Consider the following 18,444-nt stretch of genomic DNA (forward strand, 5'->3'; position numbering starts at 1 on the left):
TTGTCAAAAAGAGACCCTAACTCTTGAGTTCAAGGATCTCTTGATCATTATTTCCGTTTTCGTGCAATCAAATGAATTGGCGTCCCTTCAAAAACAAAGGCTTTGCGAATTTGATTTTCTAAGAAGCGCAGATAAGAAAAGTGCATCAATTCTTCTTCATTGACAAAAATTACAAAGGTCGGCGGTTTGACGGCAACCTGAGTCGCATAGAAGATTTTTAGTCGTTTTCCTTTATCTGTCGGAGTTGGATTTACAGCAATCGCATCCATAATAACGTCATTCAACACAGCACTTGGAATCCGTAAGTTCTGATTTTGACTAATTTCCTTAATCATCCCTGGTAACTTGTGCAAACGCTGCTTAGTCATAGCGGACACAAAGATAATCGGAGCGTATGCAAGATACTGAAATTGATCACGGATATCTTCTTCCCAGTTTTTCAGAGTATGATTATCCTTTTCCAAGGTATCCCACTTGTTCACAACAATGATGATTCCTTTTCCTGCTTCATGGGCAAAACCAGCGATTCGTTTATCGTACTCACGAATCCCTTCCTCTGCATTTAGAACCATAAGCACAACATCCGAACGATCGATGGCCCGCATAGCCCGCATAACAGAATATTTTTCCGTATTCTCATAGACTTTACCGGACTTACGCATCCCTGCAGTGTCAATCATAGTAAATTCTTGACCCTCTGAATCCACAAAATGAGTATCAATAGCATCGCGTGTGGTTCCCGCAACTGGACTGGCAATCACACGATCCTCACCCAAAATGGCATTGATCAAGCTCGATTTTCCGACGTTTGGACGACCAATTAAGCTAAAACGAATAACATCTGATTCTTCTTCCGCATCCTCTGCTGGTAAATTTTCAATGATGGCATCCAAGACATCCCCTGTTCCAATCCCGTGCACACTGGAAACAGGATAAAGCTCACCTAGCCCCAAAGAATAAAAATCATAGATATCATTTCGCATCTCTGGATTATCAACCTTATTGACAACTAAAATAACAGGCTTTTCAGTTTTATAGAGCATCTTGGCTACATACTCATCCGCATTGGTGATTCCTTCTTTACCCGAAACGACAAAGACAATCACATCTGCCTCATTCATAGCAATCTCAGCCTGATGCTTAATTTGTTCCATAAAAGGGGCATCAACGTCGTCTATCCCCCCAGTATCGATAATGCTAAAAGAGCGATTCAACCACTCAGCCTGAGCATAGATTCGATCCCGAGTTACCCCTTCCACATCCTCGACAATAGAAATTCGCTCACCGGCAATCCGGTTAAAAAGCGTCGACTTCCCTACATTCGGACGACCTACAATCGCCACTGTTGCTACTGACATGTTTTCTCCTTTACTGATTACGCCGGTTTGCACCTGGCAAATGTATTTCTTTCGCTAGATAACGTAAACGTTCCATCACACGTTGTGCCTGCCAACTCTCATCTCCCTCTTTTCCCTTGGACATGCGTTGTTGAAGATCTGAAAAAGAAAGATTGGAACTAAAGAAAGTAGGCAAGTCCTCCTGCATTCGATATTGGAGGATTACTTGTAAAACCTCATCTCGCAACCAAGATGAAAATTGCTCCGCTCCAATATCATCTATAATTAGACAAGGAGCGCCTTTAACCTCTTCAATCTGTTCACGAACAGTATTGTTTTTGAACCCACCCTTCAAATCCTGCACAAAAGTTGGAAAATGCAACATCACGGTTGAAATCCCTCTGACCATTGCTAAGTCGTTAGCAAAAGCTGCCAACAAATACGTCTTACCTATTCCAAAGTCTCCATAAAGGTAGAGCCCCTGCTTCTGACTCGGATAGTCCACAATAAATTTAACTAATTGTTCAATTGTCATCCAACGATCATCAAAATCAAGGTCTTCAAGACTAATCCCTCTGAGACTTTCTGGTAAATTCAGTAAACGAATACGACTCCGCATCTCCCTTTCTTTCTCAGCAGCAATGAGCGCTTCCGTTTCTTTGTAGCTCACATCCGCATAACCTTGATTCATAACAAGGATCGGTTGATAGCCTTTGGCTAGATAGGTCTCCTCGCCATTTTTAAACTGGTCACGCTCACTGATAAACTGACTAAATTTAGAGATAGATTTCTTGATTTCTGCCGAATTCAACTGGTGTTCCTGAATAAAGGTAGCTACGTCTTTATCCTGCATGATTTCTTCAACCAATTGTTGGTAATCAAACCTTCCCTGCGCTCTTCCTTCCAGGGCCTTATTTACTGATTCCATCTAGTTTCCTTCCCCTTTTAATTGTTGGAATAGACGCTTATGTTTCGCTTCACGAGCCTGCATCTCTTCGGGAGTCGTTTGATCCACATAATCCTTTTGACTCCATTCTGGAACATTCGATTGTTGCGGTTTCGTCTGTCTTCTTCCTTGAGCTTTGAAAGAGGCTTTCGGAGAGGATTGACTCTTTTCTTCCCTTTTTTTACGAACTCGAAGTATCGCTTCTTCTGCACTCACAATCCCTTGTTTCTTAAAATCCTCTGCAACTCTCAAGACATACCGCTCATTAATATGTAAGCTAGTATCTCGATTATAAGCCAACAGTAATAGAATGCTAATAACCTCATCTAAAAAACCTTGTTTTTGCAGACTTACAATAAGTTCCTGTTCCTTGTCATTGACCTGACTTCCTCTGGTATCCTTTAGTTGGCTTAGAAACTCCAAAGCTGATTGTGATTTACTCTCACTCAAGAAAAATGATTCCTCAGGACTGAAGTTAGCAGAGATTGCCGTTTGTTTTAACTTAGCCTCCATTCGCTTGACGGAGATTCGACCTTGGACAGCGGTTGCTTCAGCTAATTGATACAGATGGTTCCAGTTCAAATGATACTGCCTTGCATACAGCTCCAAAGCCAAGATATCCGTGTCTTTATCCTCATAGCTCAACTGGCCTTTTTCCATGCGAACCTGAAAAGTTTCCTGATCAAAATAATTGGGCTTAGGTTTTACTGGTTGGTCTTCTACCAAAAGACCATTAAAGAATTTACCCGTATCAACTTCCTGTTTTTGCCCTTGCGGCTTAGCGGGTTCAAGTGCCTTTAGAGCGACTTCACCAATTTTAGTTTTTAACAAGGAACGCAACACATTATCTTGGAAAAAATCATCTCCCCCAAGGGGAGCTCGCAGATAAAGATAGGTCGTATCCGTTTGGTAACGATCGACCAATTTAACCGCCTGCAAAAGCTCAAGCGCCTGATTAAAACGTTCTGGACCAAATTGTAGATGATTTAAGACTTGGGAAACTTGCGTCTGACTGCGTCCATCATCCCAAAAACTTAGAAGATAGTGATACAGAGCAAAGGCATCCGAACCGATGATTGGATAGTAATAAACCAATAGAGCCGTGCTATCTTTCTGAAGAACTCTACCTTGTCCATAAAAGAAATAATCATTCGGCCTCACTATCTTCTCCTTTCTTCCGGAATTGTCGTAACAGTTCTTCAACTTCGCTCAATTCATTAAAGCGCTTATAGACACTGGCAAATCGAAAATAAGCAATCGGATCTAACTCAGATAAAGCCTCTAGCACATGGTCTCCGACTTTATCTGAAGTGACTTCACCACTCGATGTATTCCGCAAAGTCGTCTCAACCTGTTTCACCAACTCCTTAATTTGCTCCGGTGTAACAGGGCGTTTTTCAGCAGATTGGAAAATACCATTATAAATTTTAGAAGGTTCAAAATTTTCACGACGTCCGTCTTTTTTGATGACAACTAAAGCCTTGGTTTCAATCCGTTCATAGGTTGTATAGCGATGTTGACAATTTTCACAAATACGTCTACGCCGAATGGCAACTCCTTGTTCAACTTGTCGGCTATCAATCACCTTCGTTTGATCACTTTGACATTCAGGACAACGCATGATTCACCTCCAACGATTCAATACTTCATTATACCATGCCAAACACCGTATTCGTAAAAAATCGGCAAAAAGCACCTTTTCTTACTCCCAGACTTGGCATTCCCGATAGCTCTGCTTGCCACATATAACTAAAGTAAAAAGCCAGATCGAGCGATCTGACCTTGTACTAATTGGACGCGGATAGGAACCACCAGCCCCTAACATCTCAGAGAGCAGACGATTGCTCCTCTCAAACTTCCATCTGTTATTTGGAACAAAAATAGACTTCCCTTTAATCAACCACGGTTAATTCTAAACTGCCAACTCCACTTCCATATTCAACTCTGTATACTCCGACCTCCAAGTGTGGTGGGATTACAAAGGTACCGCTAGAAACTTGTTGCCCCTTTTTAAAGGTTTTACCATGACTCGCCAATTTTTGAACCAACCATTGAACTGAATGCAGTGGATTCCCTAATACTTGTGAAGAGACTCCTTGATCCAGTACTTGACCATCTTTGGACAAGACACCTGAAATAGCTGCCAAATCCTCAACGGTATAGTTTCCCTTTAAATCTTGCTCCTGTCCATAGACAATCCGCCCCGCTACTGCAGAATCTGAAACTACGAGATACTTATTTAATTTTGGAAACCAATCCTTAAACCGAGCATCTGGCACTTCAATTCCAGGAGCAATCGTCAATTTCCCCAATAAATCCTCTAGGCTGTCTTCCAGAGATAGATCCTCCTTGGCCCGGAAAACTAATTCAATTTCGATGAGTGGCTCCATTAACGCACTAAGAGACACTTCAGCAGGTCCTTGGATAAATTGAGAGGTCGTTTCCTGCCCATAGAACGGTTCTGTTGAATTGAACATTCGTTGTGTCTCTTCACTAGTCAGACTAACCTTGTAGCCTTGGACTTCCTCACCTCTCTGAGCCACGAAAGCATCTTGGATTTGATAAGCTGTATCAATATCTTCAACAACACCATCCAATTCACTCATAGCCAAGGGAGCGCGTTGATCCAAAGCCTTAAACAACTTTTCCGATACCTCTGCAACTAGATGTTCCTTTTGATCCATAGACAAACACTCCATTTCCTTTTTAGTCATTATAGGAAATTCTCCTTTTAAAATCAATATATTTTCTGAAAATTTTTTATTTTTTGTAAAAAGAAAAAGCAGCTAGTTAGAAAGCTAGCTACTTTGGAGTAAAAACTAGATCATTCAAACAAGGCAGGCAAACACTTCCAAGCCAAAATGATCACTAACAATCGGGCTGCTCTTGCCATCAAAGATGACAGCCGAACGATCCACCTTCCAATCGTTGGATAAGAAAGCAAAATCGATTCGCAGTGGCGGTGTTTTAGCCTCCCAGCCATCAATATGGCCACCCATAGTAAATTCACCCGAAACTTCTTGAGCTACTAGATGACTATCTTGAAGTTTTAATGGACTGGCTAAAATATGACTGTGCCCCTCTTGACCAGCAGGATTATTAAAGTCTCCCATCAATACAAGTGGATAACGACTTGATTCCAACTCCTGCTCTAAACGCTGCCACTCCGCTTGGAAACCTTTATTCCACCAAGATAAATGAACACTGGCAACTTGAATTGTTTGCCCATCGACTACCGTCTCAGCTAGTAAAACTTGACGACGACGGTAGTCGGTTGGATCATCACTATCTGAAACCAATAATTCCCTAGCTTCAAGCGGCTCCTTCGATAAGATCGCAACACCTTCGTGATAACGATCATAACCAATATGATTATAAGCCCAACTCCAGTAATAAGTTAAACCAACTTTTTCCAATTCTCCTACAAGAACATGGGCAAAATGATCGTCATGAATAGCAAGAAGTGGCTGAGCCACCTCGTAGCCCGCCACTTCTTCCGCAGGGGAAGAGTTAATCTCCTGATTAACTTCTTGCAAACAAATGACATCATATTCCTCACGAACAATTTGCTGAACCAGATCCGCCAGTTTTTGTTCTGGCTCTTCCTCCATCCAAGAATGGGTGTTCAAGGTTAAGAATTTCGCCATTTTTTCCCTTTTCTATTTAACATCTTAAAGTTCTACGCTTGCTACTGTATCATCCTTGGTTCCTTGACCAAGTTTGGTTACAGACACACTTTGAACAAAGTCTTGATTTGTAAAGACAACAATAGTTGTTGTTTCACGACCAGCTTCACGGATAGCATCCAAATCAGCTGTTACCAAGCGATCTCCACGGACAACTTTTTGACCTTCGGTTACATGAACTGTAAATGGTTTACCTTCCAAACTTACAGTATCCAAACCAATGTGAATCAAAATTTCAAGACCTTCTTCAGTCAAGAGTCCAAGAGCGTGTTTTGTTGGGAAAATGCTCGTTACAGTTGCATCTACTGGTGCATAGAATTCACCAGCACTTGGTTCAACCGCAAAGCCATCACCCATCATTTTTTGCGAGAATACTGGATCTGAAACAGAAGCCAATTCCACAACGTTACCATCTGCAACACTTGCAATTTCAACAGCTTTACCTTGAGGTGCTGAAGATTCCGCAGGTGCATCATCAAAGACTGTCATGACAGTTTGAGGGATAACTTCACCTGAGTCCAATAAATCTTGGATATCTGACTTCAAGACATCTGCTTTTGGTCCATAGATAGCTTGAACTCCAGAGTCTTTCATAACAAGACCCATAGCTCCTTCTTTTTTCCACAAGTCCTCAGATCCAACTTTATCTGGGTCTTTAACCGTAACACGAAGGCGAGTCATACATGCATCTACATCAGCAATGTTACTTGCTCCACCAAGAAGATTGATAATATTCACCGCTTGTGAAGGTACTGCTACTTTACCATCAGCAGAACCCGCTTCAGCTGAGTTCGATGCCCCCATACCTTCTTCATAGTTTCCATTACGTCCTGGAGTTGCATAGTTAAATTTGCGAATCATGAAATCTGCTACAAAATACATAACAAGTCCAAAGAGAGCTGTTACCCAAACAAAGTTCAGAATATCCATACCTAGGCCTGCATTGATTGCTAGAGGTGTACGAGTCAAAAATTCGATACTTCCGAATGAGTGCATCCGCAAGTTAACGATATCTGCCATACCAAAAGCAAGTCCTTGGATCAGAGCATACACAACGTAAAGTGGCATAGCCACGAACATAAACATGTACTCAACAGGCTCAGTAACACCAGTTAAAAATACCGCTAGAGCTGTTGCTGTCAACATTCCTTTGTATTTATCTTTTTTGTCAGCATCCACATTTTTGTAGATTGCAAATACGATACCCATCAAGATACCCATCGAACCAATCATTTGTCCTACTTTAAAACGTGCAGGTGTGACTGTTTCTAGAAGGTTATTGTAAGCCGTTGTATCTCCAGCAGCTTTTAGGTTTGTCAAGTCCGTAACCCAAGCCAACCAAAGTGGATCTTGTCCAAATACTGTTTGACCAGCTGTTGCACCCGTCATAATTTCGTAAGTACCACCTAAAGCCGTGTAGTTGATTGGAATCGTCAACATGTGGTGAAGACCAAATGGCAATAGGAGACGCTCCAAGGTACCAAAGAGGAATGGTGCGATAATTGGTGCATTTTCTTGTGAATTCGCAATCCAAACACCAAAAGCATTGATACCAGACTGAATGACTGGCCATACAACAGATAAAATAATGGCTACAATAACGGAACGAAGGATAACTACAAATGGTACGAAACGTTTTCCGTTAAAGAAAGAAAGAGCATCTGGAAGTTTGCGGTAATTGTAATACTTGTTATAAGCAGTTGCTCCAACAAATCCAGCAATAATACCAACAAATACCCCCATGTTCAAGGCTGGTGCTTCAAGAACACTTACAAAGTAATCTGATACTTTAATGGTTGAACCAAGAAGTGTTTGAACCGTTGCATCTGGATCCTTTAGCATATCTCCGTTAACACCAAGAATAACCCCTGTTAAACGGTTCAAAAGAATAAAGGATAGACCAGCTGCAAAAGCACCACCAGCACGTTCCTTAGCCCAGCTACCACCGATAGCAAGAGCAAAGAGGATGTGGAGGTTTCCGATAACACCCCAACCAATTTGCTCAAGAACGCTACCAATCATCACCAAGGCGCCAACCTCAGGTCCCAACATTGGAATAGACTTACCAATGGAGATCATCAAACCGGCTGCTGGCATAACAGCGATAACCACCATCAGAGCTTTACCGAATTTTTGCCAGAATTCAAAGCTCGTTAGATTTTTGAATGTATCTTTCATCATTCATCTCCTCATATATTTAATATCTTCACGATAGGCAATCGTTTGACTTACAAGAAATATTATACAGCATTCCCGAACCCTTGTAAAGGTTTTCAAAAAGTTTTTGTCTAAAAAGGTTGAAGTATAAACCTCAACCTTTTTAACTTAAATCTCTCATTTTGTAACCGACACCACGAACTGTTTCAATATAACTAGCTTGACCTTCTAGATCAATTTTTCCTCGTAGATAACGGATATAGACATCCACAATATTCGTTTCTCCTGGATTCTCATATTTCCAAATACTCTCCAGAAGTTCTTCCCGGCTTAGAGCAGTTGGACTGCTCATTAAGGTAACTAACAGATCATATTCACGTCGGGTCAACGCTAGCGGCTCCCCATTACGGTAAACCAAATGATTAGCCAGATCTACCTTGAGATGGCGGTGCTTGGCTATTTTTTTCATTTGACTACAGTGTTGATCAATAAAATCACGCCCTCTAAAAATCGACGCAATCTGTTCTAATAAAACAGGAGCCACAAAGGGTTTGACAGCTGCTACCACAGCATAGCGTTGAATCAACTCCTCCTGCTGCCTCAATTCATCCGGAGTAGCCAGGGCAATAATCACTGCTCCAGGCCGAACCTTCTCCAACTCCTGTAAAAAAACTTGATTGGCTTCAATCCCAGCCTGAACGTCAAACAAAAAGAGATCAATTTCAGTTGAGGTCGCCAGGGTAAAAACTTCCTGGTGATGTTGAAACCAGTGGACTTCATACCCTGTCGACTCCAGCTCAAGGGTGAGGAAACGAGCCAAATGACTTTCCTGCTCAATGATTACTATACGTTTCCCCATAGTTTCTCCTTATTCTTCAGAATACCAAGAATAGTGGTAAATCCCTTCCTTGTCCTTACGCTCATAAGTATGTGCTCCGAAATAATCCCGTTGTGCCTGAATCAGGTTAGCTGGCAGATTCGCAGATCGGTAACTATCATAGTAATTAATGGCACTCGCAAAAGTTGGAACTGGTAGTCCATGCTGAATAGCCAAAGCTACAACTTCACGAACAGCAGCTTGATATTCTGCTGTTACTTGACGGAAATAGTCATTCAAAAGTAGGTTTGGTAAGTCTGCATCTTCCTTGTAGGCATCTGTAATCTTTTGCAAGAAGCGAGCACGGATAATACATCCAGCACGCCAGATAGAAGCAATCTCACCAAATGGTAAATTCCATCCTTCTTCTTTACTTGCCACGCGCAATTGAGCAAAACCTTGTGCATAAGACATAATTTTAGAGAAATAGAGGGCCTTACGGATTTTCTCAATCAACTCAGCCTTATCTCCTTCAAAAGCTGCTGCATCTGGACCAGCTAAAACCTTGCTAGCTTCAACCCGTTCCTCTTTATAAGTAGAGATATAACGAGCAAAGACTGATTCTGTAATCAAAGGTAGAGGTACACCTAAATCCAAAGCAGATTGACTCGTCCACTTACCAGTTCCCTTGTTCCCTGCTGCATCCAAGATATAGTCTACAATTGGGCCATCTTGACCTTGGTCATCTTTACGACGAAGAATATCTGCTGTAATTTCGATAAGATAAGAATCTAGCTCCCCTTGATTCCACTCCGTGAAAATATCAGACATTTCTTCCGCAGATAGTCCTAGAAGCCCTTTCATCAAGTCATAACTTTCTGCAATCAATTGCATATCGCCATACTCAATTCCATTATGAACCATTTTCACATAATGTCCAGCTCCATTTGGACCGATATAAGTCACACAAGGTGCTCCATCTTCAGGTGCTTTAGCAGAAATCTCTTCCAAGACATCTGCGACTAACTCATAGGCTTCCTTTTGTCCACCAGGCATGATAGACGGTCCTTCTAAAGCACCCTTCTCACCACCAGAAACTCCAGTTCCAATGAAGTTGATTCCTGAATCCGCTAATTCCTCATTCCGACGAATTGTATCTTTGTAGAAAGTATTTCCCCCATCAATCAGGATATCCCCCTTATCTAAATAGGGAAGTAAAGCTTGAATAGTTGCATCGGTCCCAGCCCCAGCTTGGACCATCAACATAATGCGACGAGGTGTTTCAATGGAAGCTACAAATGATTCCACATCATAGCTCGGTACAAAGTTCTTATCCGGATGGCTGGCAAGCACATCATCCGTTTTTTCTTTACTACGGTTGTAGATTGCTACCTTATAACCACGGGACTCGATATTGAGAGCAAGATTACGTCCCATTACAGCCATACCAACAACACCAAAATTTGCTTTTGACATGAGTTTCTCCTTAAACTATTTGTTCCCATTATACCACCTAGAAAAATCTTCTGCAATTTTTAGAAAGAGCAAAAACTGCGGACAAGGGTCACGCAGTTTCTCTTTCATTAGGCAGCTTCTACCTTTTCTTTAATTTGAATCTCTCCGTCTTTCAAGTCAGCTACCAGTTCTTTAGCTTCTAAGTGATCGAGGTGGAAATCAGTTACACGGTCTCTGATTTCTTGCTCAATGACTCTGCGAAGTGGTCGAGCTCCCATAGCGGGATCATAACCTTTTTCAATCAACATGTCTTTCACTGGCGCGGTGACATCTAAGCGAATTTCTTTTTTACCCAAAGTTCGATTCACATCTGCTAACATCAAATCTACAATCTGGGCCAAATCCTCTTTTTCAAGGTGGCGGAATTCAATCACTGCATTAAAGCGGTTAAGGAATTCTGGACGGAAATACGGAGCTAATTTTTCCATCAAATCTTGATCATCCGCCTCAGTATGATGGTAACCAAATCCAGCATTAGAAGTGGCAATAATCACCGTGTTTTTGAAGTTGACCCGGTTTCCTTGACCATCCGTCAAATGACCATCATCCAAGACCTGTAAGAGCAAGGTTAGAACTTGTGGATCAGCCTTTTCAATTTCATCAAAAAGAAGAATGGAGTAAGGGTTTCTGCGGACTTGTTCGGTTAAGGTATTACCATTATCATCATAGCCCACATAGCCAGCAGTTGTACCAATCAATTTCGAAACTGCTGTTTTATCCGCATATTCAGACATATCTAGGCAAATGACAGCGTCTTTATTGCCAAATAGTTCCAGAGATAATTGTTTGGCTAACTCTGTTTTACCAACTCCAGTTGGGCCCACAAAAAGGAAGCTACCAATTGGACGATTCCCATCATCAAAACCAGCGCGGTTACGGCGAATGGCACGTGCAACCATTTCTACAGCTTGATGCTGTCCAATTACTTGATGTTCTAAACGATCTTTTAACCCCTTCAAACGCTCAATGTCATTTTCTCCCATTTGAGCAACTGGAATTCCTGTCAAACGTTCTACTGATTCTGCTACATCATTCACAGACGCTTCCATCTGTTTGCTCGCTCTTTGGTCATGGATTTGCTTCTCCAAGTCCTCAATCCGAAGTTTGTGCTGCAAGGCTACTTCAAAATCTTGAGCCTCCACGGCCTGTTCTTGTAGTTCTTTCTCGGATTGCATCTCAGCTTCCAATTGCAAAACATCTACCTCAGAATGTTGTGCTGCTAAATGGGCTGCCGTAATATCCAGCAAGTCAATTGCCTTATCTGGAAGACTTCTTTGTGGAATGTACTGAACAGAGTAATCAACTGCTGCTTGTAGAACACTATCTGGCAAGATTACATTGTGATGGTTTTCGTAGAGTGGACGAATTCCTTTGAGAATCTCAACAGTTGCTTCTGGAGAGGGAGCCTTCACCTTCACCTCATTAAAGCGTCGTGCCAAGGCTGCACTCTTCAAAATGGTATTCCGATACTCATCTTCCGTGGTTGCCCCGATTAAGGTTAACTCACTCCGAGATAAAGCCGGCTTGAGAATATCTGCTAGTCCCTTCGAACCACTCTCTCCACCTGTGCTACCAGCACCAAGGATTTGATGAATTTCATCAAAGAAGAGAAGGATATTTCCAGCTGTTTGAACCTCCTCCAGTAGCTTTTGAATGGTCTCTTCAAAACTACCTCGGTACTGGCTACCAGCTTCAAGGTTGGAAATATCAATGGAAATAATTTCCTTATCCTTAATTGCAGCTGGCACATCTCCTTTTACAATAGCTTGGGCTAGACCTTCTACAATAGCTGTTTTACCAACACCTGCATCTCCAACAAGAATTGGATTATTTTTAATACGACGAGCTAGAATTTCAGCTGCTTCTTGAATTTCTTTCTCACGACCAAGAACCGGATCTAAGCTTCCTTGGCGAGCTTCTTCTGTTAAATTACGGCCTAATTTTCCTAAAACACCATCCATCTTTACTCCTTTCCGTTGAACAACTTCCTGGGGATTCCCCATCTCTTGCTGACGATAGGCTGCAAATTGTTCAGGGCTAACTTCCTGCCCATTAATCCGATACCGGCGCGTTTGTCCTTGAAAGCCTTGAGAAGCCATCAAGCGTCTCATGAGTTCATCCACTTGATTAAATTGGTTGTTGTAGTAGTTTGTCATATATCGTTACCTCTTCATTTTTAAATAATATAGATCAGTTAGCCTTTGACCAATACTTACTTTTTGACCTTCACTGACCATAATTAATTTTAACAAGATTGTAACACATTGTCAACGTTTTGTTACCTTTTTTTACAAAAAAAATTCCCGGGAGTAAAACTCCCAGGAAAATAAAGGTTATTCTTCTGTAAAGAGGTCTTGAAGAGAAGTAAAAGGATTATTATCTTTCCTAGTCTCAGCCTGCTGCCGAGCATAGTCCTCCTCAGACAGTACCTGCCAAGCAGCCCCCTGCGGCATACTATCCTCTGCTTCCTCTTCTGGCGTCAAAACCTTGAGAGGAATCTCTAAGAGAATATTATCAGCCACACTATCTTTCAAGCTAATACCGTCACCTTCAATCGGCAACAAATACAAGGCTTCTTCCTCGCTCAGAGAAGTAGCCTCCTCAGCATCCCCAAATACTTCTGCTACTAGGTAATTTTCTTGCAACACGACTGGATCAAGACTGCGACTTGAAGCTAGGGTAATATCATAAGACAACTGATACTCTAAAAAATAGAGACCATTATCATAGCTCACTTTTCCAACAGCTCTTAATTGACTTAAATCTAAAATTTCAGGATTCCGTTCCTGTAAAGATTTTAACAAATCCAATTCTTGATCAAACGCTAGGCCATCCGGCTGACGACGAATTTCTTGTAAATGAAACATAAAACTCCTTACATTTTTTCCAAACGGGCAATCCGTTCAGGAATCGGTGGGTGGGTATAGAAAAGACGCTGCATACTACTCATTTTTCTAGGCTCATTAATATAAAGAGCAGCACTGGCCTCATCTACTGGACGCTTACTAGCTGGTCCGCCTTCTAACTTTTGAAGGGCTGAAATCATCCCTTTCGGATTGCGGGTTAATTCCACACTAGAAGCATCTGCCAAAAATTCCCGTTGACGAGAAATGGCTAATTGTACTAAGGTCGCAGCAAGTGGTGCCAAAATAATGGCCAACAAGGACAGGAGGAGAAATACAACATTTGCCACTCCCTGCTGATTATCGTCCGAGGAAGAGCGACGACGACCTCCCATACTGTACCAAAGATTCCGTCCTGCTATATTCGATAGCATCGTCACAGCACTAGTCAAAGCTACTGCAATAGTTGAGATGCGAATATCATAGTTCCGAATATGGCTAACTTCGTGACCTATAACAGCTTCTAACTCCTGTCGATTCATCCTATCTAATAAACCAGTCGTAGCTGCAACAGCTGCATTTTTGGGATTTGAACCTGTTGCAAAAGCATTCGGTGATGGATCTTGTACCACATAAACCCGTGGCATAGGAATCTGGGCTACCATAGCCATATCTTCTACAATATGGTAATAATCTGGATAGTCCTTCTCATGAATTTCCTGAGCTCCATTCATATACATCACCATTTCCGTAGCTTGGAAAATCATACTGAGAGCGTAGATACCCCCAATAATGAAGGCCGTCAAAACGCCTCCCCAAATATTCCCCAACCAAAGATAACCAACTGCAGCTCCAATCAAGGCTAAAAGGAGAAAAAAGACAAAGAGCAATACCCAGGTACGCCTTTTATTACTTGCAATTTGGTCAAATAACATCTCAATCTCCTAATCCATTACTGCCAAAATCAATTTTAGGAACAACTTTTTCTTCCTCAGGAATTTGTAGAAAATCCTCTGGTTGAAAGTGGAAAAAATTAGCAATGATATTGGTTGGAACGGTCTCTAATTTTGTATTGTATTTAGCAGTTACGCTATTGTATAGCTGCCGAGAATAAGCAATCTTATTCTCTGTATTAGTCAACTCCTCTTGCAGCTGAAGATAGTTAGTATTAGCCTTGAGATCTGGATAATTCTCTGCAATCGCAAAGACACCTGAAACCTGACGACTAAGAGCATCACTAGCGGCCATAGCCTCGGCAGGGCTGGTTGCTTGCTGAATCTGGGTGCGGAGACTTGTAATTTTATCTAGAGTAGACTGCTCGTATTTGCCGTAACCCTTTACAGTCTCCATTAAATTAGGAATCAAATCATTCCGGCGCTTCAGCTGGACGTCAATCTGACTCCAAGCCTCTTGGGTTTGCATACGTGAACGAATGAGACCATTATAGGACACAACTCCATAAACAAGTAGTACTATCATCAATCCAAATATAATCCACATTTCTAAGCATACTTCCTTTCGTAAAACTAGTACTAGTATATCAAAATTGAAGGGGAATGTGTTAGAATAAAGGAACAGAGGGAGGGGTTATGAAACCAGAAATATTCTATCAAAAACTTGAAGAACAAGGCTTTTCGCTAAGCCAAAAACAAAAGCAACAATTTGAAACCTACTATGAGTTATTGGTTGAATGGAATCAGAAAATCAATCTTACCGCTATCACAGATAAGGAAGAAGTTTATCTCAAACACTTTTATGATTCCTTGGCTCCAGTTCTCTTAGGCCAAATAAATCACCAAGACTTAAAACTACTCGATATCGGAGCTGGAGCAGGATTCCCTAGTCTTCCTATGAAAATCTTATTGCCTGAACTGGAAGTCACTATTATCGATTCCTTAAACAAACGAATCCAATTTCTCCACCTGCTAGCCGAAAATCTCGAACTAGAGAAAGTTCATTTCATCCATGGACGTGCAGAAGACTTCGGGCAAGACAAAACATACCGTGCAACATTTGACCTTGTAACCGCGCGTGCAGTTGCTCGCCTTCCCATTCTTGTGGAATTAACTGTTCCCTTTCTCAAGGTTGGGGGTCAAGTCCTAGCACTCAAAGCCAGTGATGCCCAAGAAGAAATCCAGGAAGCTCAAACTGCCTTAACGAGCCTCTTCACAAAAGTCATTCAATCCCACAATTACCAACTTCCTAATGGAGATCCACGAGCTCTAACCACCTTAGAAAAACGAAAAGAAACTCCCAACAAGTATCCACGTAAGGCCGGGATTCCTAACAAACGTCCCTTATAACATAAAAAGACAGAAGTTCCTTCTTCTGTCTTTTTTGATAACATTTGTCTCATCGAACAAAGTTTATGGATTCATATTCACCCGATGCCATTCATTGATGACATAAGCTAGCTGTCCTACTTGATACAGACCAACAGCACTAATTTCGCTAGAGGCTGTTGTTGTACCTCCCAAACCTGCTGTATAAAGTGCAACCAAGTAAGGTGTCTCCTCGTATACAACTGCATTGACATTTAGAGCTTCATTAACATAACCTGGTTTCTGATCAATTTTCAAACCTGGTAGGAGACTCTTATAATATTCTCCTGGGAATGATTCACCCGTTAAACGTAAGATTTCAGAATATTTCTTTTGATCTTTCCAGAGATGCTCTAAAACCTGAATAAAATAATCAGTTGTCGTTTTATTTTCAGTTGAAATGGTTTTAATCTCACCCTTTGACGTACCATAACGGTCGTACATTTCATAGACCTTATCCATGCCACCTAGACGATCCGCTAAAGCATAGGCAGGAGTGTTTTCAGAATAAACTAAAGAATAGACCTGCATATCCGGAATAGTCATCATACCACCAAAGGCTGCGACATAATTATCATGCTCCCCTTGATACTCAAATTGAGTATTGGTAATGTCAAACTCATCCTCTAAATTTAATTTTCCTTTTTCAACTTCGTCAACAACTAACATGTTTAAAGGCAATTTATAAGTAGAACCAGCCGTCATTGCTTGAGTATCATTAAAAGCAAACTGTTCATTACTTTTTGTGTTTTTATAAGAAAAAGCTACCTGAGAATGGTCAATACCATATTCATCCATATAGGCTTTTACAACCTCTTCAAGCGACAAATTTGCATAGTCATAGTATAAGCCGTAACTATCCATAATTGCGGCATCTTCTCCCATGACTTTTTGCTTATCAGCCTTACTCTTATTTGTAGGAACTACCTTATCTTCCTCAGACTCATCTCCTTTTTTCTCTTCCTTTTTAGTTCCCATGATTTGTTGTACCATTTGGGAAAAAGGATTCGATTCGGAATGAGAGCCAGCAAAAAATACTGCAACAACAAAGGCTAAAGAAGCGAGTCCAACAAGAAAACCAACAATCCACTTACTATACTTTTTCATAATTCCTCACCCAGTAAATTTTCAACCCACTTATTATAAAATATATACAAGCAAAAAACAATAGAAATAAAAAAGTTCAAGTCTAAAACCTGAACTTTTTTATTTCTATTAAGCCATAGCTGAATCTAATACTTCACCAATAGCGGCTAAGCGCTCAACAACCTCAGCCTCAGTCAAACCATTTTCAGAAACATAGCGATTCCGAGGATGAACGCGACATTCATGGCTACAAGCACGAAGATACTTAGCTTCGTTTTCTTCAGATGTTAAAATACGTCGGTTACAGAAAGGATTTCCACAGTTCACATAACGTTCGCAAGGTGTTCCGTCAAACCAATCTTTTCCAACGACAACTGGATCCACATGGTTGATATCCACTGCAATCCGCTCATCAAAGACATACATTTTTCCATCCCAAAGCTCACCTTGAACCTCTGGATCCTTACCATAAGTTGCAATTCCACCGTGTAGCTGACCTACATCTTTGTAGCCTTCACGAACCATCCATCCAGAGAACTTCTCACAACGGACTCCACCTGTACAATAAACAACAACACGCTTGTCCATGAATTCTTCTTTGTGATCACGTACCCACTGAGGTAATTCACGGAAATTACGAATATCCGGACGAATCGCACCACGGAAATGACCTAAATCATACTCATAATCATTTCGTGTATCAAGCACCACTGTATCTTCATCCAATAGGGCTTCTTTAAATTCCTTTGGAGAAAGATAAGCACCTGTCGTTTCAAGCGGATTAATATCAGCGTCAAAATCGTTATCCTCTAAACCAAGATGAACAATTTCTTTCTTATAGCGAACAAACATCTTTTTAAAAGCTTGTTCTTCTTCTAAGTCAATTTTAAACCAAAGATCTTCCATACCAGGAAGCGAGTGGACATAATCCATATACTTCTGAGTTGTTTCAAAATCACCAGATACAGTACCGTTGATCCCCTCATCAGCGACTAAAATACGCCCTTTAAGACCAATAGACTTACAAAATTCCAAATGGTCTTTCGTAAATTGCTCCGCATTTTCAATGGGAACATATTTATAATACAATAGAACACGAATATCTTTTGCCATAAGATTTCATTCTCCTTTAAACTATCATTTGAATTTAAAATTCAATTCATTATAACTTGAAATAGAAGAAAACCCAAGACTTTTATCTTAAAAGTAATAAAAAAAGACCCCTAAGGGTCAGAACTCCGCCAGTAGGACTCGAACCTACGACATCATGATTAACAGTCATGCGCTACTACCAACTGAGCTATGGCGGATAAAGAAAAGCTAAGCGACTACCCTATCTCACAGGGGGCAACCCCCAACTACTTCCGGCGTTCTAGGGCTTAACTTCTGTGTTCGGCATGGGAACAGGTGTATCTCCTAGGCTATCGTCACTTAACTGTTTTCTGTAATAATTTGGTGATTTCAGCGTCATCTGCATCTCGGTAATCCCTAGATGTACCTCGACTGGATTCCTTGAACTCATACAAATTATTATGGATGCTTCTCTACAAAATCTTGTAGAGCGAGTGTTAAGAACACTCAAAATTGAATAACTATATTAGAATCTTACATCCAAAAGTATCAAGTCTAACCTCAACTCGCTTCTGAGTTTGTCATTTCTTCATTTGACTTCGGATAAGTCTTCGAGCTATTAGTATTAGTCCGCTACATTGCTCACACAACTTCCACTCCTAACC

At 41.1% G+C, this 18,444-nt stretch carries 16 protein-coding genes, 1 tRNA gene and 1 rRNA gene; 1 reads left to right on the forward strand and 17 read right to left on the reverse strand.

Annotation, left to right across the window (positions count from 1 at the left end; genetic code table 11):
• Window positions 1-47: 47 nt before the first annotated feature.
• From der to E4T71_RS00935, 13 genes are all read right to left on the reverse strand, one after another.
• Window positions 48-1,358, reverse strand: a complete 1,311-nt coding sequence (gene der, locus E4T71_RS00875; RefSeq protein ID WP_135035464.1) for a ribosome biogenesis GTPase Der — start codon at window positions 1,356-1,358, stop codon at window positions 48-50.
• Window positions 1,359-1,368: 10 nt separating this feature from the next.
• The gene (gene dnaI, locus E4T71_RS00880) at window positions 1,369-2,265 is read right to left on the reverse strand and encodes a primosomal protein DnaI (protein WP_135035466.1); all 897 of its coding nucleotides are present in this window, start codon (window positions 2,263-2,265) and stop codon (window positions 1,369-1,371) included.
• The gene (locus E4T71_RS00885; protein WP_135035469.1) at window positions 2,266-3,444 is read right to left on the reverse strand and encodes a DnaD domain protein; all 1,179 of its coding nucleotides are present in this window, start codon (window positions 3,442-3,444) and stop codon (window positions 2,266-2,268) included.
• A complete protein-coding gene (nrdR, locus tag E4T71_RS00890) occupies window positions 3,431-3,904 on the reverse strand; it encodes a transcriptional regulator NrdR (protein WP_135035472.1) in 474 nt (157 codons plus the stop codon). Before nrdR ends, E4T71_RS00885 begins: the two co-directional genes overlap by 14 nt.
• Before the next feature lie 271 nt (window positions 3,905-4,175).
• Complete coding sequence (locus E4T71_RS00895; RefSeq protein ID WP_228062294.1) at window positions 4,176-4,997, reverse strand: 2-keto-4-pentenoate hydratase; 822 nt, start codon at window positions 4,995-4,997, stop codon at window positions 4,176-4,178.
• Window positions 4,998-5,111: 114 nt separating this feature from the next.
• Window positions 5,112-5,930, reverse strand: coding sequence for an endonuclease/exonuclease/phosphatase family protein (locus tag E4T71_RS00900; protein ID WP_135035475.1), 819 nt, complete (start codon window positions 5,928-5,930; stop codon window positions 5,112-5,114).
• Window positions 5,931-5,954: 24 nt separating this feature from the next.
• Window positions 5,955-8,150 (reverse strand): PTS transporter subunit IIBC, encoded by a 2,196-nt coding sequence (locus E4T71_RS00905; protein WP_135035478.1) that lies wholly within the window; start codon window positions 8,148-8,150, stop codon window positions 5,955-5,957.
• A 139-nt stretch (window positions 8,151-8,289) separates the two neighbouring features.
• On the reverse strand, window positions 8,290-8,985 hold the full coding sequence (locus tag E4T71_RS00910; protein ID WP_135035482.1) for a response regulator transcription factor: 696 nt from the start codon (window positions 8,983-8,985) through the stop codon (window positions 8,290-8,292).
• Between the two features lie 9 nt (window positions 8,986-8,994).
• Window positions 8,995-10,419 carry an NADP-dependent phosphogluconate dehydrogenase gene (gene gndA / locus E4T71_RS00915; protein ID WP_135035485.1) on the reverse strand — a complete coding sequence of 475 codons (1,425 nt, stop codon included), beginning with the start codon at window positions 10,417-10,419 and terminating at the stop codon, window positions 8,995-8,997.
• Window positions 10,420-10,526: 107 nt separating this feature from the next.
• Window positions 10,527-12,614, reverse strand: coding sequence for an AAA family ATPase (locus E4T71_RS00920; protein WP_135035489.1), 2,088 nt, complete (start codon window positions 12,612-12,614; stop codon window positions 10,527-10,529).
• 177 nt (window positions 12,615-12,791) lie between these two features.
• Window positions 12,792-13,325: a DUF177 domain-containing protein gene (locus E4T71_RS00925; protein WP_135035492.1), complete on the reverse strand. Its 534-nt coding sequence runs from the start codon at window positions 13,323-13,325 to the stop codon at window positions 12,792-12,794.
• A gap of 8 nt (window positions 13,326-13,333) precedes the next feature.
• On the reverse strand, window positions 13,334-14,236 hold the full coding sequence (gene htpX / locus E4T71_RS00930; protein ID WP_135035495.1) for a zinc metalloprotease HtpX: 903 nt from the start codon (window positions 14,234-14,236) through the stop codon (window positions 13,334-13,336).
• A 1-nt stretch (window position 14,237) separates the two neighbouring features.
• Entirely contained in the window at window positions 14,238-14,801 is a 564-nt protein-coding gene (locus tag E4T71_RS00935; RefSeq protein WP_135035498.1) for a LemA family protein, read from the reverse strand.
• Window positions 14,802-14,890: 89 nt separating this feature from the next.
• On the opposite strand from E4T71_RS00935, the gene rsmG reads away from it, so the two are divergent.
• Window positions 14,891-15,604 (forward strand): 16S rRNA (guanine(527)-N(7))-methyltransferase RsmG, encoded by a 714-nt coding sequence (rsmG, locus tag E4T71_RS00940; protein ID WP_135035501.1) that lies wholly within the window; start codon window positions 14,891-14,893, stop codon window positions 15,602-15,604.
• Window positions 15,605-15,667: 63 nt separating this feature from the next.
• On the opposite strand, the gene E4T71_RS00945 is transcribed toward rsmG, so the two are convergent.
• The 4 genes from E4T71_RS00945 to rrf form a co-directional block, all read right to left on the reverse strand.
• Entirely contained in the window at window positions 15,668-16,729 is a 1,062-nt protein-coding gene (locus E4T71_RS00945) for a serine hydrolase (protein ID WP_135035506.1), read from the reverse strand.
• Window positions 16,730-16,837: 108 nt separating this feature from the next.
• A complete protein-coding gene (locus E4T71_RS00950; protein ID WP_135035509.1) occupies window positions 16,838-17,821 on the reverse strand; it encodes a rhodanese-related sulfurtransferase in 984 nt (327 codons plus the stop codon).
• 123 nt (window positions 17,822-17,944) lie between these two features.
• A tRNA-Asn gene (locus E4T71_RS00955) sits at window positions 17,945-18,018 on the reverse strand.
• Window positions 18,019-18,027: 9 nt separating this feature from the next.
• Window positions 18,028-18,143: ribosomal RNA gene (gene rrf, locus E4T71_RS00960) — 5S ribosomal RNA — on the reverse strand.
• Between the last annotated feature and the right edge of the window lie 301 nt (window positions 18,144-18,444).

The organism is Streptococcus sp. WM07 (assembly GCF_004570525.1).
Lineage (GTDB): Bacteria > Bacillota > Bacilli > Lactobacillales > Streptococcaceae > Streptococcus.

Bases quoted from the DNA above. Each gene is read 5' to 3' on its own strand.
- E4T71_RS00925 (WP_135035492.1), bottom strand. From the start codon at position 13,325: ATGTTTCATTTACAAGAAATTCGTCGTCAGCCGGATGGCCTAGCGTTT.
- E4T71_RS00945 (WP_135035506.1), bottom strand. From the start codon at position 16,729: ATGAAAAAGTATAGTAAGTGGATTGTTGGTTTTCTTGTTGGACTCGCT.
- E4T71_RS00950 (WP_135035509.1), bottom strand. From the start codon at position 17,821: ATGGCAAAAGATATTCGTGTTCTATTGTATTATAAATATGTTCCCATT.
- E4T71_RS00935 (WP_135035498.1), bottom strand. From the start codon at position 14,801: ATGTGGATTATATTTGGATTGATGATAGTACTACTTGTTTATGGAGTT.
- E4T71_RS00895 (WP_228062294.1), bottom strand. From the start codon at position 4,997: ATGACTAAAAAGGAAATGGAGTGTTTGTCTATGGATCAAAAGGAACAT.
- dnaI (WP_135035466.1), bottom strand. From the start codon at position 2,265: ATGGAATCAGTAAATAAGGCCCTGGAAGGAAGAGCGCAGGGAAGGTTT.
- gndA (WP_135035485.1), bottom strand. From the start codon at position 10,419: ATGTCAAAAGCAAATTTTGGTGTTGTTGGTATGGCTGTAATGGGACGT.
- nrdR (WP_135035472.1), bottom strand. From the start codon at position 3,904: ATGCGTTGTCCTGAATGTCAAAGTGATCAAACGAAGGTGATTGATAGC.
- htpX (WP_135035495.1), bottom strand. From the start codon at position 14,236: ATGTTATTTGACCAAATTGCAAGTAATAAAAGGCGTACCTGGGTATTG.
- E4T71_RS00910 (WP_135035482.1), bottom strand. From the start codon at position 8,985: ATGGGGAAACGTATAGTAATCATTGAGCAGGAAAGTCATTTGGCTCGT.
- E4T71_RS00920 (WP_135035489.1), bottom strand. From the start codon at position 12,614: ATGACAAACTACTACAACAACCAATTTAATCAAGTGGATGAACTCATG.
- rsmG (WP_135035501.1), top strand. From the start codon at position 14,891: ATGAAACCAGAAATATTCTATCAAAAACTTGAAGAACAAGGCTTTTCG.
- der (WP_135035464.1), bottom strand. From the start codon at position 1,358: ATGTCAGTAGCAACAGTGGCGATTGTAGGTCGTCCGAATGTAGGGAAG.
- E4T71_RS00900 (WP_135035475.1), bottom strand. From the start codon at position 5,930: ATGGCGAAATTCTTAACCTTGAACACCCATTCTTGGATGGAGGAAGAG.
- E4T71_RS00905 (WP_135035478.1), bottom strand. From the start codon at position 8,150: ATGATGAAAGATACATTCAAAAATCTAACGAGCTTTGAATTCTGGCAA.